Origin of the sequence: Streptomyces sp. NPDC088254 (genome assembly GCF_044740925.1) — a bacterium.
GTDB lineage: Bacteria > Actinomycetota > Actinomycetes > Streptomycetales > Streptomycetaceae > Streptomyces.
Window position 1 is genome coordinate 38983 of the sequence record NZ_JBIURQ010000016.1, and the last position, 20193, is coordinate 59175.

Consider the following 20193-nt stretch of genomic DNA (forward strand, 5'->3'; position numbering starts at 1 on the left):
CGTTTGAAAGGAGAACGCCCACCATGACCCAAGCCACATGGGAGGACGCCGTCTTGCGTCTGTTGGATGACGTGTACACCTTCGCTGCAACCGGCCCGAGGACCCCCGCCGGCTGGCAAAGGGACGCGCTGGCGGTGATGAACCGGGAGGTCGACGATCCTCGCGGATGGATCACCTTGGACTGGGACAAGAAGCGCGACGAGGAGCGGACCGGGAGCCGGTCCTGTTATCCCTTCGTCTCCCTGTCCGAGGAGGGTCTGGGTAGCCGGCTGTACCCGGTGACGGCCGACACGGCCGTTCGCCTCCTGGTCGAGATGACATACGAATGGGGCCCGGCCGGAGCGGAGGAACAGACCAGGGCGGCACTCGCTGACGCCCGAACCGTGCTCGACCGGTACGGAGACCGAATCTCTTGCTACAGCAACGTCTCCGAAGCGCGGAATACCCCGTCACCGGATCTCACGAACGGGGTTACCGGCTGGATGCCTCTCACTGAGTTCATCGGCGACTTCGGGTTCGTCGTCGTCTCACCGGAAGAGGTTGGCGTCTTCTGGTCGTTCGATGCCAGGTGAAGGGGGCCACTGTGGTGCGTACCCGAAGCGCGACCTACCCCGACCGCGAAACCGCTCAATGGGCCACGCAGCGGGTCGTCACTGCGAATGAGCAGGTCATTCACCGGTGGCTGGCGCGATCCACGAGGTCACGACTGACCATCGAGGCTTCCTGGCCCTCCCGGTCCGAGCCCGTCGGGCAGGTACTCCTGCAGGCGATGATGCTGGCGGGACGGGAGCCCGTCGATGTGCGGGCCGCGCGAGTGATCCTCAAACGCGATGCGTCCCGTCCCCACGGGTTCGTGGTGCAGTCCACGTTCCCCATTTATCTGTGACCCAGTAGAGGCTGAATACACGTGCCCCTGACCCCTCTCGAGCATGACCGGCGCTACGGCGAGCTGGACCAGGTGATCCGCGCCTACGCAGGCCAGCCGGCTGACGACACACCGGAGCGCCCGAGCCAGGCGTTGACCGCCTACCTGCGGCACACCTGGCACACCCGCCCGTGGGCGCTGGCTGTCGCGGAGCGGCAATTGCGCGAGTACGCGGAGCACCCGCCGGGACGACTGCGCCGGCGCCTGGGGGAGTTCTACGCCATTCCCGACGTCGGACTGCCCGAGAGTGACATTCAGCAGTGGCTCCACTGCCTCGCCGACCATATCGAGCACAGCGTCACGGAGGGAGCGGTTCCGCCCCCGGCCGTGCCCACGACCCACTGGGAGTGGCACACGCGCTTCCCGGAGCTCGGGCAGTTCCTCGGCGGCTGGTTCTCCCAGGACATGCCGGACGAGTTCGATGACCACGACGCGGCCGTCGCCGACTACCTCGCGCACACCGACCCACACCTCGTCGCCCGGCTGGCCGGTGAGCTCCACGAACTCCTCGCCCTCGACCTGGACGAGTCGGACTACGCTCTGGCCGCCGCAGAGCTGGGAATGGAGGTCGACCCTCCGGCCCCGTACACCCCCAACGGCTGGTTCGCCTCCGTCGCCGCCCGGCTCATGGTGCCGCGAGCCGAGTACGGGCCGCCGGTGCCGGGTGGTGACCAGTCCGGTCGCGAAGATCCAGGAGACGAACAGTGACGCGTGGCAGGACGAGCCGACAGAGCTCATGGGGACGGCCGACGCGTGAGCTGAGTGGGTACGCGAGTGCCGGGCGGCATCCCAGGGCCGATCCCGCTCCGGACGGACCATGGCCTCTCGTCTCCGCCATCGCCGCCGAGGTCCACGACCTCGTGCGCTGGCTGCACGAGGAGTATGGGCACCGGTACGGCTCGGACCCGGGGCATGCCGGTGGTCCGACCGGGACGACGCCAGCGTGAGCGGTGTCACCCTCGCAGCGTAGATGACGGCGACCCGTTGCGCCCGCGAGACCCAGCTGTGCAGCGTCCCGGGATGGACGCCCAGATCCTCGGCCACCTCCAGCAATCGGCTTCCCGGTCTCCGTCACGATCCGTGCCGCCCCCTCGCGGAACTCGGCGTCATAGATGCGCTTCCTGGATGCCATGACCCCAACTATCCCTCCGGTCACGGTCTCCACAGCAGGAAGGGGAGGTGCAGCGTGAAGGATCTCCCAGACCGTCGACGCGGCGATGAGATGGCCCGATCTGGAGAGCTCGCCCTGGATGCAGCTGTGGCCTCTCCATGGCTGACGCCGCTCCCAGACCAGGGGGCACAGGCCACGGGATCTCCGCGACGCTCAAACATGCATATGCATAAGGGCGCTGTGCCTGGCCAGGGGATCTCATGAACGACCCACTCATCACAAACCCGCATCCGGGGGACACCCGGTGCGGGTTTTGTCGTATGCGCCCGCCGCCCGCCGCCCGCCGCCCGCCGCCCGCCGCCCGCCGCCCGCCGCCGATCTCCTCGAATGCCGCGGAACACCGTTATGCCGCAGAGCGCTGTTACGTCGCAGAACACCGTTACGTCGCAGAGCGCCGTTATGCCGCGGAACCCCGTTTATCGCTTCCGGGCGGCGCGGCCTGTCGCGGAGCTGTCGGAAGGCTGTCTGACGGGCCGTCAATGACCGTCAAGGGTACGTATGTTGGCGGTCGTTGATCGCACCTTGTGGTGATACGATCACGGCGCTTGTAGAGCGGGCGGATGGGTGGAAGACGACATCCTCGACTACGGGGACGGTCCGGGCGTTGACCCCGCTGCGGGCGGTCCGCCGGTCCACCCGCATTGACGGGAATTCAGCACTGGCCGTCAGTCGCCTGAAGAGAGTCTTATGACTGATTACATACAGAACCCGGTATTCTGGGCTCTCCTCGTCGCCGTGATCGTCGCAGTCGCCCTCCTTGTTCGCCAGCGGAGGGCCACGCGCACGTTAAGGCAGGAGTTCGCAGATCTCAGGGCTCAGCACACCGAGCTGGAGAACGGGTACGCGAAATCCGTCGAGGCAGCCCAGGACAGAGCCGAAGAGGCAACGAAAACCGTCCTGAAGTCCGCGATGCGGACCCTTCAGGGCCTCGCCGCGGAACAGCAGTTGATCGTTTCCCGGCTGCAGAACAAATACGGCGAGTCGGTCATCCTCCAGGATCTCCTGGAGATCGACCACACCAACTCCCAGTTCGGCCGCCGGGCCCAGTCCATCGCGGTGCTCTGCGACGGTTGGCTCGGCCGCCAGCGCGACGTGGCCTCGGTGTACGACGTGGTCCGCAGCGCCCAGGGCAGGATCCGCCACTACCGGCGGGTGGAAATCCTCTCGCAGGTCGATTTCGGCATCACCAGCCGCGCCGTCGAACCGGTGGCGCTGGCCCTCGCCGAAATGCTCGACAACGCCACCAGCTATTCCAGCCCGGACACCGTCGTCGAAATCAACATCCGCACCGTCCCCAAGGGAATCTGCATCGTCGTGGACGACGCGGGTGTCGGAATGAACGACGAGGAGCGGGCCCGCGCGGAGAAACTGCTGTCGAGCGAACGCGTCTCCGGCGTCTCGGCGCTCGGAAACCCGCCCCAGTTCGGATTCGCGGTGATCGGCGTCCTCGCCGAACGCTTCGGCTTCGAGGTGTCGGTCGACTCCTCCTCGCCCTACGGCGGCGTACGGGCGGTCCTCCTCCTGCCGCACGACCTGCTCACCAGCGCGCCCGAGCAGAAGGAGCCGGCCCCGGCCGTCACCGCGGCCCCGGCCCCCGCCCCCACCCGCGGCGGGCCGGAACCCGTACCCACCGCGACCGGCACCACGGCCGACGGACTGCCCAAGCGGCGCCGCAAGAGGCCGATGGCCATCGTCCCCGGCAGCGCGTCGAACGCCCCCTCCACCGCCCGCTCGGGCGCGGAGACGGCGGCGATCATGGGCGCGTTCCAGCGCGGCACCCAGTCGGGCCGACGGGCCACCCCTGCGGACAACGCGGAACAGACGAGCAGCACACGCGGTACGAGAAACGAAGGGCATGAGTTCTCGTGAACGACGATCTGTCATGGATGCTTGACAGCGCCCTGGAGATTCCCGGGGCCCTGCACGCCGTCCTGATCTCCGCCGACGGGCTGCTGATGGCCCGGACACAGGACTTCGGCAAGGACGACGCGGACCGGGTCGCCGCCGCGATGAGCGGCGTGCAGTCGCTCAGCCGCTCCCTCGCCTTCTTCTGCGAGGACACCACCCAGAGGTGGCGGCAGACCCTGGTCGAGTTCGACGGGGGCTGGGTCTTCCTCATCTCCGCCGGCGAGGGCGCCTACCTCGGCGTCTCGGCCTCCCCGGACGTCGACATGGCTGACATCACCTTCCGGATGCAGCAGCTCGTCGGCCAGCTCGGCAAGGCCCTGACGACACCGCCGCGTGAGAACCTCGGCGTGCGCTCATGACGGGTTTCGGTGAACTCGAGCCGCAGACACCGGAGTTAGTGCGTCCGTACGTCATCACCAAAGGACGCGGACTGCCCGACGAGGAGAAGCTCTCCCTCATCACCCTGGTCACGGCGACCGCCGACCACCGGCAGCGGCCCACCCGGCTGTCCCCGGAGGAGCAGAAGCTGCTCGACCTGTGCTCCGCCGGCTACCTCTCGGTCGCCGAGATCGCGGGGCACACCCAACTGCCCCTCGGCGTGGTGAAGATCCTGCTCGCCGCCCTCACCGAGGGCGGCTACCTCGTCACCCGCCCGCCCGTGCAGCGGGCGCCCCTCGCCGACCGGGAGATCCTGGAGGAGGTGCTGAATGGTCTCAGGGCCAAGTTTGGATGAGCAGGCGTACGTCCGCGGCGGTGCGACGCAGACCGCCGTGAAGATCCTCGTCGTCGGCCACTTCGCGGTGGGCAAGACCACGTTCATCGGCGCGATCTCCGAGATCGAGCCGCTGTCCACCGAGGAGACGATGACACGGGCCGCCGAGTCCGTCGACGACCTCAAGGGCGTCCAGGGCAAGACCACCACCACGGTCGCCATGGACTTCGGCCGCCTCACCATCAGCGACCGGGTCGTGCTCTACCTGTTCGGAACGCCGGGCCAGCAGCGCTTCGTGCAGATGTGGGAGGACATGGCCCGGGGCGCGCTCGGCGCGCTGGTGCTGGTCGACCCCGAGCGGCTCGCGGACTCCTTCGCCGTGATCGACCTCATCGAGCAGTACGGCCTCGACTACGCCATCGCCGTCAACCACTTCGACGGCAGCCCCCTGCGGGACGAGAACGCCCTGCGCGAGGCGCTGGACCTGCTCGACGACACCCCCGTCGTCACCTGCGACGCGCGGGACGAGCAGTCGTCGGCCGAAGCGCTGATCACTCTCGTCCGCCATCTGCAGGACCGTGCCCACTAGGAGCAACACATGGACCGCCCCACCGCTCCGGCGCCCCCGCCCGGGTGCCCGGCGCACAACAGCGGCGGCGCAGTGCCGCTGCACGGGCCGGAGTTCGCCGCCGACCCACAGGCCTACTACGCCTACCTGCGGCACTTCGGGCCCACCGCGCCCGTCGAGCTCGCCCCCGGCGTCGAGGCCACCCTCGTCACCGACTACGCCACCGCGCTGCACCTCCTGCAGGACTCGGCCTCGTTCCGCAAGGACTCCCGCCGCTGGCGTGACTTCAACGACGGCAAGATCGCTCCGGACAGCCCCGTGGTGCCCCTCCTGTCGTACCGGCCGAACTGCATGTTCAGCGACGGCGCCGAACACCTGAGGCTGCGTCAGGCGATCACGGACAGCATGGCGCGCATCGACTCGCGCCAGCTGAGCCAGTCCACCGAGCGGATCTCCGACTTCCTCATCTCCCAGTTCAGCGCCCGCGGTTCCGCCGACCTGGTCGGCGGCTACGCCCGGCAGCTGCCGCTGTTCGTGTTCAACGAGCTGTTCGGCTGCACCGCCGACATCGGCGACCGCGTGTTCTTCGGCATCTCCGGCATGTTCGACGGGGTCAACGCCGAGAAGGCGATCGCCGTGCTGTTCGAGGCGGTCGGCGAGCTCATCGCGCTCAAGCGGGCCAAGCCCGGCGACGACGTCACCTCCTGGCTGATGCAGCATCAGTCCGCGCTCAGTGACGAGGAGATGGTCCACCAGCTGGCCCTGCTGCTCGGGGCGGGCGCCGAGGCACTGGTCAACCTCATCGGCAACACCCTGCACCGGCTGCTCACCGACGACCGGTACGCCTACAAGGGCGGACTGATCGAGGAGGCACTGGACGACACGCTGTGGGAGAACCCGCCGATGACGAACTACGCGGCCCACTACCCGGTGGCCGACATGGAGTTCGCCGGCCAGAAGCTCTCGGCGGGCGACCTGGTGCTGGTGAGCTTCGCCGCCGCCAACACCGGCCCGGCGCTGACGGCGGCCCGGCAGGCGGGCAGCAACCGGGCGCACCTGGCGTGGAGCGCGGGCCCGCACGCCTGCCCCTCCAAGGACCCCGCCCGGCACATCGCCGTCGCCGCCATCGAGAACCTGCTCAACCAGCTGCCGGACGTCGAACTGTCCGTCCCGGAGGACAGTCTGACGTGGCGGCCGGGGGCGTTCAGCCGTGGTCTGACCACTCTGCCCGCGCGGTTCACCCCGGTCCAGCCGGTGCGCCGACCGGCCGCGCAGACCCGCACGGAGGCGCCCTCGGCTCCCAGGGCGGGCACCGGCCGCAGGGGTGAACGAGGAGGCATGTGGAGCCAGTTCCTCAACTGGCTGACGAAGTGATTCACACGACATCCACAGCCTTCCCGACAACTGCATGAAGTTTCAACGGCGGGGGTAGTGAGCAACGCGGAACCCGTGTTGCTCACGAGAAGAAGGAGGTGTCGTGGACCTCATGTGCCTCGACGCCGAAGCCGTCAGACCCGACACCGGACGGCCCCAGCCCGCGCCCCACATAGCCTGGGGGCGCGTCGCCGCCCCCATCCGCCGGGATCAACTCCACACGCACGACAGCGAGATACCCGCCCCGACCGGCGGGTATCTTCATGCCCGCCCCCTCGCCCACGGGGAGGCACGGTGACCGCACCCAGGTTCAACGGGTCGAGGAAAACAGGCACTTCGACGCTCGGCTCCCTCACCTCCGCCCAATTGGAGCGCCTGTGCGGCGTCGCCGGGCTGAGCCCCGTCGACGCGAAGACCTACGCCGCCGTGCTCACCGAGGCGCTGGGACCGGTCGCCGAACGGCCGCTGCACCTTCCGCCGCCCTCGCGGACCTTCCTCTCCGACGACCACACGCCGGTCGAGTACTCGCTCTCCTTCCTCCCGGACGGCACCTGCGCCCTGCGCGTCCTCGTCGAACCCGGCTGCGCGGCCCCCGACCTGGCGCGAAACGGCCGCGTCGGACTCGACGTCATCCGCGACATGGCCTACCGCTGGGGCTTCTCCACCGACCGGCTCGACGAGCTGGAGGACCTCTTCCTGCCGCCCGCCCCGCAGGGAGCCCTCGCCCTGTGGTGCGCCCTGGAGCTGCGCCCCGGCGGCATTCCCATGCTGAAGGTGTACCTGAACCCGGCCGCCAACGGGGCCGAGCGCTGCGCCGAGACGGTGCGCGAGGCCCTGGACCGGCTCGGCCACGGGCAGGCGTTCGCCTCACTGCCCCCGGCCGACGGCTACCCCTTCCTCGCCCTGGACCTGGGCGACTGGGAGAGCCCGCGGGTCAAGGTCTACCTGCGTCACGACCGCCTCTCCGTCGCAGAGGCGGCCGGCCTGTCCCGGATGGACGCCGGTCCCGGCCCGGCGGAGATCGAGCGGTTCCTGCGCACGGCTTCGGGACTCGGGGAGAGCGTCTTCGGCGACGACCTCTTAGACGTCTTCGAGACCGGCCCCGACGGAGCGGAACGGCTCACCGGACGTCCCGTCCTGACATGTCATGCCTTCACCAAGACGAGCGTCGGGCGTCCCACCGGCTTCACCCTGCACGTCCCGGTCCGGGGCTACGCGGAGCACGACGGCGAGTCCCTCTCCCGGGCCACCGACCTCCTGCGCGCCTACGGCATGGACCCCGCTCCGCTGCCCAGGGCCCTGGCCGCCGTCACCTCGCGCCCCCTGAAGGACGGGGTGGGACTCGTCGCCTACCTGGCGCTGGCCCACCAGCAGGGCCGCCCCCCGCGCGTGACCACGTACATCTCCTCGGAGGCGTACGACGTCCGCCCGCCCGCCACCCCCCGCCCCGTCACCGCCGCCACGGCGACCGGCTGACGCACGCAGCGCAGGGCCCGGAGGGGAGCCGTACACCGCCGCACCGCTCCCCTCACCGCCTCACCCGCTCACACCTCGCCCAGCTCCCGCAGGTAGGGCTCCACGTTGACCTGGATCGACGCGCCCTCCGTCTGGCCGTACTGGCCTGCGATGCCCGCGAGGTGGGTGGCGATCTCCTTGTGCATGACCTCCGGTTCCGGGAGGACGGCGTCGCCCGTGACGAGGCGCGCGATCCACCGCGACTGGGCCTCCACGAGCCGGGTGATGGAGCCCAACGGCCGCACCAGGCCCACGAAGTAGAGCCCGGTCCGGTCGGCGGCCACGACCCGCTTGTACAGCTCGACCGACCCCTGCGCGCCGACGGGGCAGCCGGCCGGCAGGAACGGGAAGGACATGCGGTAGCCGGTGCAGTGGACGACGGCGTCGGCCCGCTCCGAGGTGCCGTCGGTGAAGACCACCCGGTCGCCGTCGAAACGCTCGATCGCGGGCCTGGGCGTGATCGCGCCGTGGCGGATACGGCTGAGGAGCTCGTCCGAGATGGTGACGGCCGAGGCGAAGAGCGGGTGGTCGGGCTCGGGCAGCCCGTAGTCGGCGAGCCGGCCGCGGATGACGAGCAGCGCCTGCTCGACGAAACGCCGCTGCTCGGCCAGGGACATGGCGGACCACCAGGGCGCGCGGGCGATCTCGTCCAGCGGCATCCCGAACAGCTGCTTGGGCAGGACGTGCAGCCCGCGGCGCACGGAGAGCAGGGTCCGCGCGGCGTGCCGGGAGAGGTCCGCGGCGATGTCCACCGCCGACGCGCCGAGCCCCACGACGACGACGTCCTGGCCCGCGAACTCGGCGCCGTCGTGGTAGTCGAGGGCGTGCAGGATCCGCCCGGTGAACGTGTCGGAGCCGGGCGGCGGAGCGGGCAGGGACGGCTCGGAGTTGTGCCCCGACGCGACGACCACGTGGGCGAAGCTCCGCGAGGCGCGCGCGCCGCCGGCGTCGAGGCTGTCGACGGTCCACGTCCCGTCCTCCTCCTGCCGTACGGACTCCACGGTCGTCCCCGTCTCGACGTGGTCCAGGACGCCGGCCCACTCGGCGAAGGAGCGCAGGTACGCGGCGACGTCGCTGTGCCGGGGGTAGGTGGGGTAGGAGGCCGGCATCGGGAAAGCGGCGTAACCGGTCAGGTCCTTGGCGGTGTTGAGGTGCAGCGACAGATAGCCCGGGCCGCGCTCCCCGGCCTGGGGCCGCCGCCAGATGCCGCCGACGTCGGGCGCCTGCTCCAGGCAGACGAACTCGATGCCCGCGGACTTGAGCGCGTGTGCCGTCGCCAGCCCCGACAGACCCGCACCGACGAGACACACACGCACGACTTCCCCCACTGGAACGACCCCGCCTTCATCGGACACGCGCAGTGCCTGCCCATCCTCTGTCTACAGCAACCCGCGAGAAAGATCACAGGAGTTGGGGGTGGCGGCCGGGGAGCGGGGCGATTGCGGGACGGCGTGCGGTGATTGCGCCCCACGCTCACGCAGCGGCGGTCGCGCCCGGCTCTCGTGTCGCGCGGTGCGGTCAGGACTCTGCGGACGCCCACATGCCCCGGACGTGTCCCAGGTGCCGTGTCATGACCTCGCGCACGGCCCGTTCGTCCCGGGCGATCAACGCGTCCAGCAGCTCCAGGTGTTCCTCCGCCGAGGCCGGCAGACGACCCGACGCGGAGAGCGCGGTCAGGCCGTACAGCCGGGCCCGGCCGCGCAGGTCGCGGACCACCTCGACCAGGTGGGCGTTGCCGGCGAGGGCGAGCAGGTCCAGATGGAAGCGGGTGTCGGCCTCGACGTAGGCGATGAGGTCGCCCGCCGCGGCCGCGGCGACGATCTCCCGGGCGGCCGGACGCAGCGCCTCCAGCGCCACCGGGTCGGCGCTCGTCGCCAGCGCGGCCACCGTGGGGATCTCGATGAGCGCCCGGACGTGCGTGTACTCGTCGAGCTGCCGCTCGGAGACGTCGGTGACCCGGAACCCCTTGTTGGGGACCGCGTCGACCAGGCCCTCCTTGGCGAGGTCGAGCAGCGCCTCCCGCACGGGCGTCGCCGACACGCCGAACCGTGCGGCCAGCGCCGGCGCCGAGTACACCTGACCGGGACGCAGTTCGCCGGCGATAAGCGCCGCCCGCAGCGCCTCGGCGACCCGCTCGCGGTAGCTGCTGCGACGCCCCCCGAGCACGGGAAGCCGCGGTGCGGCGGGCCGTGCGGCGCCGGAGGCTCCGCCGGTCACAGCACGAACCCGGCGGGGAACGGGTCGGTCGGGTCCAGCAGGTACTGGGCCGTGCCGGTGATCCAGGCGCGGCCCGTGAAGCTGGGCAGCACCGCCGGACGTCCGGCCACCTCCGTAGTCCCGAGCAGCCGCCCGGTGAAGCGCGTGCCGATGAACGACTCGTTGACGAACTCGGTGTGCAGGGGGAGTTCACCGCGTGCGTGCAGTTGCGCCATGCGCGCGCTGGTCCCCGTGCCGCAGGGCGAGCGGTCGAACCAGCCCGGGTGGATGGCCATCGCGTGCCGGGAGTGACGGGCGGTGGCGCCGGGCGCGTAGAGGTGCACGTGGTGGCAGCCCCGGATCGACGGGTCCTCCGGATGCACCGGCTCCGCCTCGGAGTTGATCGCCTCCATCAACGCCAGCCCGGCCCGCAGGATGTCGTCCTTGCGTGCCCGGTCGAAGGGCAGCCCGAACTCCTCCAGCGGAAGGATCGCGTAGAAGTTCCCGCCGTACGCGAGGTCGTAGGTCACCGTACGGCCGTCGGGCAGTGTCGCCTTCCTGTCCAGGCCGACGGCGAAGGAGGGCACGTTGCGCAGCGTCACCGCGCGGGCCGCGCCGTCCTCGACCGCCACCTCGGCGACGACCGGCCCCGCCGGGGTGTCCAGACGGATGGTGGTCACCGGTTCGACGACCTCCACCATGCCCGTCTCGACGAGCACGGTCGCCACCCCGATCGTGCCGTGACCGCACATCGGCAGATAGCCGGAGACCTCGATGTAGACCACGCCCCAGTCGCAGTCCGCCCGGGTGGGCGGCTGGAGGACCGCACCGCTCATCGCCGAGTGGCCGCGCGGCTCGTTCATCAGCAACTGCTTGATGTCGTCGCGGTGTTCACGGAAGTACAGCCGGCGCTCGTTCATCGTGGCCCCGGGGATCGTGCCGATCCCGCCGGTGATCACCCGGGTGGGCATGCCCTCGGTGTGCGAGTCGACGGCGTGCAGGACGAGTCTGCTGCGCATGGGAACTCCCTTCTGGGAACGGCGGTCACGCGAGCCCGGCGGCGACGGCCTTCTCGGTGGCCGCCCGGACGGCCGCCTCCTGCTCCGGCGGCAACGGGACCCGCGGCGGCCGGCAGGGGCCGCCGTACCGGCCCACGACGTCCATCGACATCTTGATGGCCTGCACGAACTCCACCCGTGAGTCCCAGCGCAGCAGCGGGTGCAGCTGCCGGTACAGGGGCAGCGCCGCGGTGAGGTCCCCGGCCACGGCGGACCGGTACAGCTCGACCGAGGCGCGGGGGAGCGCGTTGGGGTACCCGGCCACCCAGCCCTTCGCACCGGCCACCGCCAGCTCCAGCAGCACATCGTCCGCGCCGATCAGCAAGTCGAGTTCCGGTGCGAGTTCGGCGATGCGGTAGGCGCGGCGCACATCGCCCGAGAACTCCTTCACCCCGTGGATCAGTCCCTCTCCGTGCAGCCGGGCGAGGAGTTCGGGCACGAGGTCGACCTTGGTGTCGATCGGGTTGTTGTACGCCACCACGGGCAGGCCCGCCTTCGCCACCTCGGCGTAGTGCGCCACCACCGACCGCTCGTCGGCGCGGTAGGCGTTGGGCGGCAGCAGCATCACCGCTGCGCAGCCCGCATCCCGCGCCTGTTCGGCCCAGCGGCGCGCCTCCGCCGAGCCGTACGCGGCCACGCCGGGCATCACCCGCTCCCCGCCGACGGCGGCGACCGCCGTCTTCACCACCTCGGCGCGCTCCTCGGGCGTGAGCACCTGGTACTCGCCGAGCGAGCCGTTCGGCACGACGCCGTCGCACCCGTTGGCGACGAGCCAGGCGCAGTGGTCGGCGTAGCGGTCGTGGTCGACGCGGAGGTCGTCGTCGAGGGGAAGCGCGGTGGCGACGAGGACGCCGCGCCAGGGGCGGGCGGTCGGGGCGGTCATACGAAACCCTCTCTTCTCGGTCGGGACTGCACTGGCTCGCCGATCGGGCGGCGGCGGTGAAGGGTCATCCGGGCGGTGGCGCCGTATCGTCCGGCGGGACCGCGCGGGGCGGCGGCGCGGCGAGGACTCCGAGGGGCACCGGGCGGGCCAACGAGCGTCTTGCGGGCGTGAGTCCGCAGCCGGCGACGCCCGCGACCCCGGGCTCGCACATCCTGCCCTGACACCAGCCCATGCCCGCCCTGGTCAGCAGCTTCACGGTGCGCAGGTCGCCCGCGCCGAGCGAGCCGACGGCCTCGCGGACCGCGCCGGCGGTCACCTCCTCGCACCGGCACACGACCGTCGCGTCGGTCACGGACTCCTCCCACCGCACGGGCGCCGCGTACGCGCCCTCCAACTCCGCAGCGAAGGACCGCTGGCGATCGCGTGTCCGGGCGGGCGCGGCCCGTCCCCGGAGGTCGGGGGCGGCACCTTGGAGCCGGGCGGCGGCGGACCGTCCGGCGAGGTGGCCCTCGGCGAGGGACAGGGCCGCGCCGCCGACGCCCGTGGCCTCCCCGGCGGCCCAGACGCCGGGGACGTCGGTACGCTGCTCGTCGTCGACGTGGACGTTCGGCCCGTCGAGACGGCAGCCGAGCCCTTCGGCGAGGTCGGTGTGGGGGAGCAGGCCGTGGCCGACGGCGAGGGTGTCGCAGGGCAGCCGCCGCCCGGAGCCGGGCAAGGCCCGTCCTGCCGAGTCGAGTCGGGCGACGGTGACGGCCTCCAGGCGGTCCCGGCCGTGCGCCTCCAGCACGGCGTGCCGCGTCATCACCGGCACGCGCCGGGACGCGAGCCGGACCGCGTGACCGGCCGCCTCGACGAGCTTGGCGGCCTGGCCGCCCAGCGCGCGGGCCCGGCGGGCGAAGTCCCTCGGGTCGGCCGACTCGACCAGGCCCACGACCCGGGCGCCGGCCGTCGCGAGGCCGGTGGCGACGGGCAGCAACAGGGGGCCGGTGCCGGCCACGACCGCCGTACGGCCGGGCAGCACGAGCCCGCCCTTCAGCATGGCCTGGGCGCCGCCCGCGGTGACCACGCCGGGCAGGGTCCACCCCGGGAACGGCAGGACCTTCTCGTAGGCGCCCGTCGCCAGCAGCACCCCGTCCGCACGGACGGCGACCGGCTCCTCCTGCCGTGCGCCGACCAGCGCGTGCACCTCGAAGCCAGCCGACTGCCGCTCCACACACCACGCATGATGGTCGCTCAGGTACGTGACGCGGCCGGCGGCGATGTGGGCGGCGAGCCCTTCGCGCAGTCGCTCCCAGGTGCGCCACTGATGGTGCAGCGCCTGCGGGCGGCGGGCGCCGAGCGCGCGGGCGGGCTGCCGGTAGTACTGCCCGCCCGCCTCGGCCGCGGAGTCGACCAGCACGACCCGGACGCCCCGGGCGGCGGCCGCGAGTGCGGCGGCGAGCCCGGCCGGTCCGGCGCCGATCACCGCGAGCACCACGGCGCGTTCAGCCATCGTGACCCGTCCCCTCCTGCGTGCGGACGTCCGCGCCCGGCAAGGCCGGTGTCACACACGCCCGTTGACCCGGGCGGCCGTCCACGGTCACCAGGCAGTCGAAGCACACGCCGATCCCGCAGAACACGCCACGGGGCCGCCCCTCACGGCGGGTCGTGCGCCACGAGGTGACGCCCGCCGACCACAGGGCCGCCGCGATCGTCTGTCCCGGCAGCGCCTCCACGACCCGGCCGTCGAAGGTCACGGTGAAGGGGGCGCCGGGCCGGGCCCGGACCAGATCCAGCGGGTTCACGAGGCGGCCTCCTCGGCGAAGCGGTCGGGGCGGAACGGCGTCAGGTCGAGGGCGGGCGCCTCCCCGGTCATGACCTGGGCGATCAACTGCCCGGTGACGGGGGCGAGTCCGATCCCCGCGCCCTCATGACCGCAGGCGTGGAAGAGGCCTGGAACGCGCGGGTCCGGTCCGACGGCGGGCAGGTGGTCCGGCATGTAGGGGCGGAAACCGAGATAGGTGCGCATCGCCCTGACGTCGGCGAGGAACGGGAAGAGGCGGGTCGCGCCCGCCGCCAGCGCCCGCACCACGGGGAGGGAGAGGGACCGGTCGAACCCGACCCGTTCACGGCTCGCGCCGATCAGCACGGGCCCTGCCGCGGTGCCCTCGACGACCGGCGAGGTCTGGAGCGCGGCGGAGTCGCTGGCGACGTCGGCCACGTAGTCGGCGGCGTACACCTTGTGCCGGATACGGGGCGGCAGCGGCTCTGTGACCAGGACGAAGCCGCGGCGGGGGAGCACGGGCAGCCCGACGCCCGCGAGCGCGGCGACCTCGCCGCCCCAGGTGCCGGCCGCGTTCACCACGATCGGCGCGAGGAGATCGCCACGGTCCGTCCCGACGCCGCGTACGCCTCCGTCAGGGTCGCGCAGCACCCGCGTCACCGTCCGGCCGGTCTCCAGCCGGGCCCCCGACGCCCGCAGCAGATGGGCTGCCGCCAGGGTCGGCATCACCTGCGCGTCCTGCGGATACAGGACGCCGCCGGCCAGGCCCGCCGCCAAACAAGGTTCCACGTCGGCGAGTTCACCGGCATCGACCTCGGTCGCCCGCACCCCCGCCGCACGCTGCCCGGCCGCCAGTTCCGCGAGGGCCGTCAGCGCCTCGGGCGTGGAGGCGACGACGAGGCCGCCCTTCGGCTCGTACTCCACCGCCGTGCCCAGCTCTTCGGCCAGCTCACCCCACAACCTCAGGGAGAGCAGGGCCAGTTCGAGTTCCGGGCCGGGCTCCTTGTCGGAGACGAGGAGGTTCCCCTCGCCCGCTCCCGTCGTACCGCCGGCCACCGGACCCCGGTCCACCACGACGACGTCCAGGCCGGCGCGCGCCGCGTAGAACGCGCAGGCGGCGCCCACCATGCCGGCGCCCACGACCACGACGTCACCCCTGGGATGGTTGGTCACGCCAGTAATATGTCACATGGCCCCGCGCGCCGGAATGCCTCAGGAACTCGAAGCGAGGGGTCAGTTGATCCCGCTCGGAGTGGACTGCGGGCTGCGGCCGGCCAGCACGTCCTGAAGTCGCGGGGTGCCCTGCTGGACCGCGGCCACCGTGCTGTCATGGTCGACGCCGGCGAGCCCGCCGTTGGTGACCGTGATGGCGTCGGCACCGATCCGCACCACGGCGACGTCCAGGGTGAGCGTGACGGGGTCGCCGTCCGACGTCCCCTGCATGGTCATCGTCAGCGCCTTGACGTCGTCGCCCACCTTGGGCACCGAGGCCTCGACGACCTGCACGGTACGGTCACCGCCGTTGCTGCCCGTCACGGTGAACTGGTCGCAGTTGTCGGGCAGGGCACCCAGCCAGTCCATCGACTTCTCCAGGTCGGCCTGGTCGTAGGCGGCGACCTGGTACAGCAGCCGTGACTGCCCCTGCTGGAATCCTCTGAGCGCCGACGCGCCGGACGGGTCGCCCAGCAGGTCCTCGTCGTAGAGCGTGTCGATGAGGCGCTGGCACTGGGAGGCGTCCGCCTTGCCCGAGATGAAGTCGTTCACGTCCACCTGGCCGACGAGGAGGGAGTCGCGCCAGTCCTGCGCGTCGTCCACCTGGTTCCAGTCGTCCTCCAGGTCGGCCTCGGTGATCAGCGCGGTCTCCGCGCCGGACTGGGTGAGGCTCGCGGCGGGCGACGGGCTCCCGGACTGCTTGCCCGACGGCGTGCCGGTGGCCGTCGGGCTGGTCTGCCGGGCGATCGGCTGCTCGGCGACGGGCCGCTCCGCCACGGCGGAGGCCGCGGTGTCCGACTCGGCCGTCGTGTCGTCGCCGCCACCGGAGCAGGCCGCCGTGACCAGCAGCGCCCCGGCGGCGAGGGCGCCGGTCAGAAGACGGGCGGGACGGGCCGCTCGGGCCGTGCTCCGGTGGGACCGGTGTGACGGACGGGACGGGCGAGAGGTGGTCACAGGTGCCTCCTGGAGACGGAACGGGTGCCGGACGCGTCCGCGCGCGCCGGGCGTGGCGGCTGCCCCCTGCCCTCCCACCGCACCACCGGCCCGGCCGCGTCACCAGCGCACTGGGTCATCCGGGTGACGGAGAGCGTCCGGGGCGGGCCCGGGCGCGAGGCGATCGGCGTTCGCCGGGGCAGCCGCCGTCCCGTCGCGTAAATGCCAGGTGGACGGGCCCGTCGCCAGGGCATCATGTCGGTTCCGTCGCCCGCCGCTCCCGCCCGCCGTTCACGTCCGGGCCGGGGCGGCCGATCACCACCCGGGGGTTCCCATGACCGTCCAGAGCGGGACCGTCCACGACGTGACCGTCCACGACGTGACCGTCCCGAACATCCTGCTGTCCGGCGTCGTCGGCTCGACGGCCTACGGACTCGCGCACGCGGCATCCGACGTGGACCGGCTCGGCATGTTCGCGGCCCCCACCGAGGAACTGCTCGGCCTGCACGGCCCGAAGGAGTCCCACGTCAGCACGGCGCCCGACCGCACCCTGCACGAGGCCGCCAAGTGGTGCCGGCTCGCCCTCGGCGGCAACCCCACCGTCATGGAACTCGTCTGGCTGCCCGACGACCTGTACGAGACACGCACGCCGCTCGGCGACGAACTCATCGCCATCCGCGGGACGTTCCTCAGCGCACGCCGGATCCGCGACGCCTATCTCGGTTACGCCACCCAGCAGTTCCGCAAGCTGCAGAACCGCAGCGGCGCGGCGGGACCCGGCGAGGACAGCACCGCCACCGGCAGACGCACCGCCAAGCACGCCCGGCATCTCAAGCGACTGTGCGAACAGGGCTACCAGCTGTACGCGACCGGCGAGTTGACCATACGCGTCGACGACCCGGACGGCTTCCACCGCTTCGGCGAGCAGGTGGCCGCCGACCCCGAGGCGGCGCTGCCGCTGCTGCGCCGCTACGAGGAGGCGTTCACGGAGACGCGCAGCGCCCTGCCCGAACACCCCGACGACAGGGCGGCCGACGCCTGGCTGCGCCGCGTGCGGCGGCACTTCTACGCGGCCTGAGAGAGCGCAGGGCGGGCGCGGAAAACCCCGTGCGGGGCCCGCCCGTCCCTCCCTACACTCACCACACACCACGCGTCCGCCCCGGACAGGGCGAGCGTGTCATCAGGGCGAAGACGAACAAGCGAGGGGAGCCGGCCATGCGTGAGCGCACCGCTGCCGTCGTTCCCCCCTCCCGCTTCGAGGTGATCCTCGTGTCCCCGTCCGTCCGGTGCCCGCTGCGCGGCCGGCACCGGACGGCCTGACGGGACCGTCGCTCCGAACACTCCGCACCGGAACACTTCTGCCGGTGCGTCAGCATCACGTCCCACAGGCGAATCGCGCTGCCCGTTCTCCCGGAACACCTTGAAAGGCCAAGGGCCGTGCGCAACAACCTCGACCGTCACCTCGCCGCCGTGCGCAACCTGGGCATCCTCGCCCACGTCGACGCCGGCAAGACCACCGTCACCGAGCGGATCCTGTACGCCACCGGGACCACGCACAAGCGCGGCGAGGTCCACGACGGCACCACCGTCACCGACTTCGACCCCCAGGAACGCGACCGCGGCATCACCATCTTCGCGGCGGCCGTCAGCTGCGCCTGGCGGGACCAACGCGTCAACCTGATCGACACCCCGGGGCACGTCGACTTCGCCGACGAGGTCGAGCGTTCGCTGCGGGTGCTCGACGGGGCGGTCGCGGTGTTCGACGCCGTCGCGGGCGTGGAGCCGCAGAGCGAGTCGGTGTGGCGGCAGGCCGACCGGCACGGCGTGCCGAGGATCGCGTTCGTCAACAAGCTGGACCGCGCGGGCGCCGACCTCGACGCCGCCGTGGCGTCGATCCGCGAGCGCCTGCACCCCGTACCGCTGGTGGTCCAGCTGCCGATCGGCGCGGAGGACGCCTTCACCGGTGTCGTCGACCTGCTCCGCATGCGTGCGCTGACCTGGGAGGACGGCGCGGGAACGATGACCGAGGGGCCCGTCCCCGAGGAGCTGCGGGAGGAGGCGCTGCGCCGGCGGCGGCTGCTGGAGGAGGCGGTGGCGGAACGGCATCCGGCCGCGCTGGAGGAGTTCTGCGACCGGGAGACGCTCTCGGCGAGCACGCTGTCCTCGGCCCTGCGCGACCTTACGCGCACCGGTGACGGCGTGGTCGTGCTGTGCGGCTCGGCCTACCGCAACCGGGGCGTCGAACCGCTGCTCGACGCCGTCGTCGACTACCTGCCCTCACCCCTGGACGTGCCGGCCGTGCGCGGTACGCACGAAGGGGCCGACGAGCGGCGGCCCGCGGACCCGGGGGCACCGTTCGCGGCCCTCGCGTTCAAGGTCAGCGCCACGAGCACCGGCAGGCTCACCTATGTGCGGGTGTACTCCGGCACGATCGAGAAAGGAGACACCGTGTGGGACGCGACCGCTGGGCGCACCGAACGCATCGGCCGCATCCTGCGCGTCCAGGCCGACCGGCACGCCCAGTTGGAGCGGGCGGTCGCCGGGGACATCGTGGCCGTGGTGGGCCTGAAGTCGGCGCGGGCCGGCTCCACCTTGTGCGCGCCGGACGCCCCGCTCGTCCTGGAGCCGCCCGGCGTCGCCGACCCTGTGGTCTCGGTGGCGGTCGAGCCGCGCCGGAGCACGGACACCGAACGGCTGGTCACGGCGCTCGCCCGGCTGGCCGAGGAGGACCCGTCGCTGACGGTCCGCACCGACGCCGAGACCGGCCAGACGGTGCTGTCCGGCATGGGTGAACTGCACCTGGAGGTCGCGGTGGAGAAGATCCGTCGCGCCCTCGGGTTGGAGATCAACGTCGGCCGCCCACGCGTCACTTACCGCGAGACGGTGGCGCGCGGAGTGTCCGGCCTGGTCTTCCGGCACGTCAAACAGGACGGTGGCGCGGGCCAGTTCGCCCATGTCGTGCTCGATGTGGAGCCGCTGGAGGACGGGTTCGACTTTCGCTCCGCCGTCGTCGGCGGGCGGGTGCCGCAGGAGTACGTCCGCGCGGTCGAGGCCGGTTGCCGTGACGCGCTCGTCGAGGGTCCCCTCGGCGGGCACACGGTGACCGGGCTGCGCGTCACCCTGACCGACGGCGCCACCCATGTGAAGGACTCCTCGGAGATGGCCTTCCGCACGGCGGGCCGGCTCGCCCTCCGGGAAGCCCTGCGCGGTTGCGTGATGCGGTTGCTGGAGCCGGTCGTGGAGGTCACGGTGACCGTGCCCGAGGACGCGGTCGGCGGGGTCCTCGGCGACCTCGCGGCCCGCCGCGGCCGGGTCACCGACTCGCAGGTGCGCGGGGGAGCGGCCGTGGTGACCGCGACCGTGCCGCTGGCCGAACTGTTCGGCTACGCGACGCGCCTGCGCAGCCGCACCCAGGGCCGCGGCACCTTCACGGCCCGCCCCACCGGCTACGCCCCGGCGCCGACGGTGGCGGCGACGCCGTAGCCGGTGACGGGGGCGGTGCCGAGCCGTGAACGGTTCGGCACCGCTCTCGCGACGGGGGCCGCGAGCCCGCGAACGGTTCCGTACGCTGAGTCGGCGTACGGGCACTTTCTGCAGACGGTACGCGGATCTTGACGCCACTCTCGGTGTTGACGAGGCGTGGGGGCCAGGAACAGCGCGTAAGCGAACGGGAGGTGGCCGCACATGACCTTCAGCGGCATGAGCATGGACGACGAGGGTGAAGGCGTCGAGGAGGGTGCGGCCGGCGCCGGTGGCTCCGAAAGGGGCGCGGTCGACGACGGTTTCGAGGGGGACGAGGGCGGCTTCCTCCACGGGGACGACGAGGAGGGCGAGGACGGTTCCGGCGACTGCGAGCCGGCCCGTGAGCCCGACCCCTCGGACAGCCTGTGCACCTGGGGCGCCGTCAGCCGGGCGCTCCGCGAGCACGCGGGGTACAGCCGGGCCGAGTTCGCGGAGCCCTGAGTTCCATTTGTTG

General features: G+C 72.0%; 20 protein-coding genes and 1 pseudogene. 13 read left to right on the forward strand and 8 right to left on the reverse strand.

What is annotated here, in order from left to right:
• Positions 1-23: 23 nt before the first annotated feature.
• The 10 genes from ACIOC0_RS36850 (at position 24) to ACIOC0_RS36895 (ending at position 8134) form a co-directional block, all read left to right on the forward strand.
• On the forward strand, positions 24-572 hold the full coding sequence (locus tag ACIOC0_RS36850; protein WP_402160774.1) for a hypothetical protein: 549 nt from the start codon (positions 24-26) through the stop codon (positions 570-572).
• Positions 573-586: 14 nt separating this feature from the next.
• A complete protein-coding gene (locus tag ACIOC0_RS36855) occupies positions 587-886 on the forward strand; it encodes an RNase A-like domain-containing protein (RefSeq protein ID WP_402161145.1) in 300 nt (99 codons plus the stop codon).
• A gap of 21 nt (positions 887-907) precedes the next feature.
• Entirely contained in the window at positions 908-1633 is a 726-nt protein-coding gene (locus tag ACIOC0_RS36860; RefSeq protein ID WP_402160777.1) for a contact-dependent growth inhibition system immunity protein, read from the forward strand.
• Between the two features lie 1150 nt (positions 1634-2783).
• The gene (locus tag ACIOC0_RS36865) at positions 2784-3965 is read left to right on the forward strand and encodes an ATP-binding protein (RefSeq protein ID WP_402160779.1); all 1182 of its coding nucleotides are present in this window, start codon (positions 2784-2786) and stop codon (positions 3963-3965) included.
• Positions 3962-4363 carry a roadblock/LC7 domain-containing protein gene (locus ACIOC0_RS36870; protein ID WP_358800196.1) on the forward strand — a complete coding sequence of 134 codons (402 nt, stop codon included), beginning with the start codon at positions 3962-3964 and terminating at the stop codon, positions 4361-4363. Before ACIOC0_RS36865 ends, ACIOC0_RS36870 begins: the two co-directional genes overlap by 4 nt.
• Entirely contained in the window at positions 4360-4737 is a 378-nt protein-coding gene (locus tag ACIOC0_RS36875; RefSeq protein ID WP_130437730.1) for a DUF742 domain-containing protein, read from the forward strand. The genes ACIOC0_RS36870 and ACIOC0_RS36875 overlap by 4 nt, the downstream gene beginning before the upstream one ends.
• Positions 4712-5305, forward strand: a complete 594-nt coding sequence (locus ACIOC0_RS36880; RefSeq protein WP_130437729.1) for an ATP/GTP-binding protein — start codon at positions 4712-4714, stop codon at positions 5303-5305. Before ACIOC0_RS36875 ends, ACIOC0_RS36880 begins: the two co-directional genes overlap by 26 nt.
• A 9-nt stretch (positions 5306-5314) precedes the next feature.
• Positions 5315-6658, forward strand: coding sequence for a cytochrome P450 (locus ACIOC0_RS36885; RefSeq protein WP_402160783.1), 1344 nt, complete (start codon positions 5315-5317; stop codon positions 6656-6658).
• Between the two features lie 103 nt (positions 6659-6761).
• Entirely contained in the window at positions 6762-6956 is a 195-nt protein-coding gene (locus tag ACIOC0_RS36890) for a hypothetical protein (RefSeq protein WP_402160785.1), read from the forward strand.
• Positions 6953-8134: a tryptophan dimethylallyltransferase family protein gene (locus ACIOC0_RS36895; RefSeq protein WP_402160788.1), complete on the forward strand. Its 1182-nt coding sequence runs from the start codon at positions 6953-6955 to the stop codon at positions 8132-8134. The genes ACIOC0_RS36890 and ACIOC0_RS36895 overlap by 4 nt, the downstream gene beginning before the upstream one ends.
• A gap of 68 nt (positions 8135-8202) precedes the next feature.
• Here ACIOC0_RS36895 and ACIOC0_RS36900 read toward each other — a convergent pair whose 3' ends face one another.
• From ACIOC0_RS36900 to ACIOC0_RS36935, 8 genes are all read right to left on the reverse strand, one after another.
• Complete coding sequence (locus ACIOC0_RS36900; RefSeq protein WP_402160791.1) at positions 8203-9489, reverse strand: flavin-containing monooxygenase; 1287 nt, start codon at positions 9487-9489, stop codon at positions 8203-8205.
• Between the two features lie 202 nt (positions 9490-9691).
• Positions 9692-10390 carry a GntR family transcriptional regulator gene (locus tag ACIOC0_RS36905; RefSeq protein ID WP_402160793.1) on the reverse strand — a complete coding sequence of 233 codons (699 nt, stop codon included), beginning with the start codon at positions 10388-10390 and terminating at the stop codon, positions 9692-9694.
• Complete coding sequence (locus tag ACIOC0_RS36910) at positions 10387-11388, reverse strand: proline racemase family protein (RefSeq protein ID WP_402160796.1); 1002 nt, start codon at positions 11386-11388, stop codon at positions 10387-10389. Before ACIOC0_RS36910 ends, ACIOC0_RS36905 begins: the two co-directional genes overlap by 4 nt.
• A 25-nt stretch (positions 11389-11413) precedes the next feature.
• Positions 11414-12310: a dihydrodipicolinate synthase family protein gene (locus ACIOC0_RS36915; RefSeq protein WP_402160799.1), complete on the reverse strand. Its 897-nt coding sequence runs from the start codon at positions 12308-12310 to the stop codon at positions 11414-11416.
• A gap of 64 nt (positions 12311-12374) precedes the next feature.
• Positions 12375-13802 (reverse strand): FAD-dependent oxidoreductase, encoded by a 1428-nt coding sequence (locus ACIOC0_RS36920; protein WP_402160802.1) that lies wholly within the window; start codon positions 13800-13802, stop codon positions 12375-12377.
• Complete coding sequence (locus ACIOC0_RS36925) at positions 13795-14094, reverse strand: (2Fe-2S)-binding protein (protein WP_402160805.1); 300 nt, start codon at positions 14092-14094, stop codon at positions 13795-13797. Before ACIOC0_RS36925 ends, ACIOC0_RS36920 begins: the two co-directional genes overlap by 8 nt.
• Complete coding sequence (locus ACIOC0_RS36930; protein WP_402160807.1) at positions 14091-15245, reverse strand: NAD(P)/FAD-dependent oxidoreductase; 1155 nt, start codon at positions 15243-15245, stop codon at positions 14091-14093. The genes ACIOC0_RS36925 and ACIOC0_RS36930 overlap by 4 nt, the downstream gene beginning before the upstream one ends.
• Before the next feature lie 60 nt (positions 15246-15305).
• Positions 15306-16238: a hypothetical protein gene (locus ACIOC0_RS36935; protein WP_402160809.1), complete on the reverse strand. Its 933-nt coding sequence runs from the start codon at positions 16236-16238 to the stop codon at positions 15306-15308.
• Between the two features lie 313 nt (positions 16239-16551).
• Between ACIOC0_RS36935 and ACIOC0_RS36940 the strand changes: the two genes are divergently transcribed.
• The 3 genes and pseudogenes from ACIOC0_RS36940 to ACIOC0_RS36950 all read left to right on the forward strand — a co-directional run.
• The gene (locus ACIOC0_RS36940; RefSeq protein ID WP_402160810.1) at positions 16552-17295 is read left to right on the forward strand and encodes a DNA polymerase beta superfamily protein; all 744 of its coding nucleotides are present in this window, start codon (positions 16552-16554) and stop codon (positions 17293-17295) included.
• A gap of 359 nt (positions 17296-17654) precedes the next feature.
• The gene (gene fusA, locus ACIOC0_RS36945; RefSeq protein WP_402160812.1) at positions 17655-19700 is read left to right on the forward strand and encodes an elongation factor G; all 2046 of its coding nucleotides are present in this window, start codon (positions 17655-17657) and stop codon (positions 19698-19700) included.
• Between the two features lie 222 nt (positions 19701-19922).
• Positions 19923-20174 (forward strand): annotated as a pseudogene (locus ACIOC0_RS36950) (hypothetical protein); the annotation flags it as partial.
• Between the last annotated feature and the right edge of the window lie 19 nt (positions 20175-20193).

What these genes read in the sequence shown, in the direction of transcription:
- ACIOC0_RS36875 (WP_130437730.1), top strand. Translation starts at nt 4,360, where the DNA reads ATGACGGGTTTCGGTGAACTCGAGCCGCAGACACCGGAGTTAGTGCGT.
- ACIOC0_RS36920 (WP_402160802.1), bottom strand. Translation starts at nt 13,802, where the DNA reads ATGGCTGAACGCGCCGTGGTGCTCGCGGTGATCGGCGCCGGACCGGCC.
- ACIOC0_RS36910 (WP_402160796.1), bottom strand. Translation starts at nt 11,388, where the DNA reads ATGCGCAGCAGACTCGTCCTGCACGCCGTCGACTCGCACACCGAGGGC.
- ACIOC0_RS36865 (WP_402160779.1), top strand. Translation starts at nt 2,784, where the DNA reads ATGACTGATTACATACAGAACCCGGTATTCTGGGCTCTCCTCGTCGCC.
- ACIOC0_RS36915 (WP_402160799.1), bottom strand. Translation starts at nt 12,310, where the DNA reads ATGACCGCCCCGACCGCCCGCCCCTGGCGCGGCGTCCTCGTCGCCACC.
- ACIOC0_RS36940 (WP_402160810.1), top strand. Translation starts at nt 16,552, where the DNA reads ATGACCGTCCAGAGCGGGACCGTCCACGACGTGACCGTCCACGACGTG.
- ACIOC0_RS36850 (WP_402160774.1), top strand. Translation starts at nt 24, where the DNA reads ATGACCCAAGCCACATGGGAGGACGCCGTCTTGCGTCTGTTGGATGAC.
- ACIOC0_RS36885 (WP_402160783.1), top strand. Translation starts at nt 5,315, where the DNA reads ATGGACCGCCCCACCGCTCCGGCGCCCCCGCCCGGGTGCCCGGCGCAC.
- ACIOC0_RS36880 (WP_130437729.1), top strand. Translation starts at nt 4,712, where the DNA reads ATGGTCTCAGGGCCAAGTTTGGATGAGCAGGCGTACGTCCGCGGCGGT.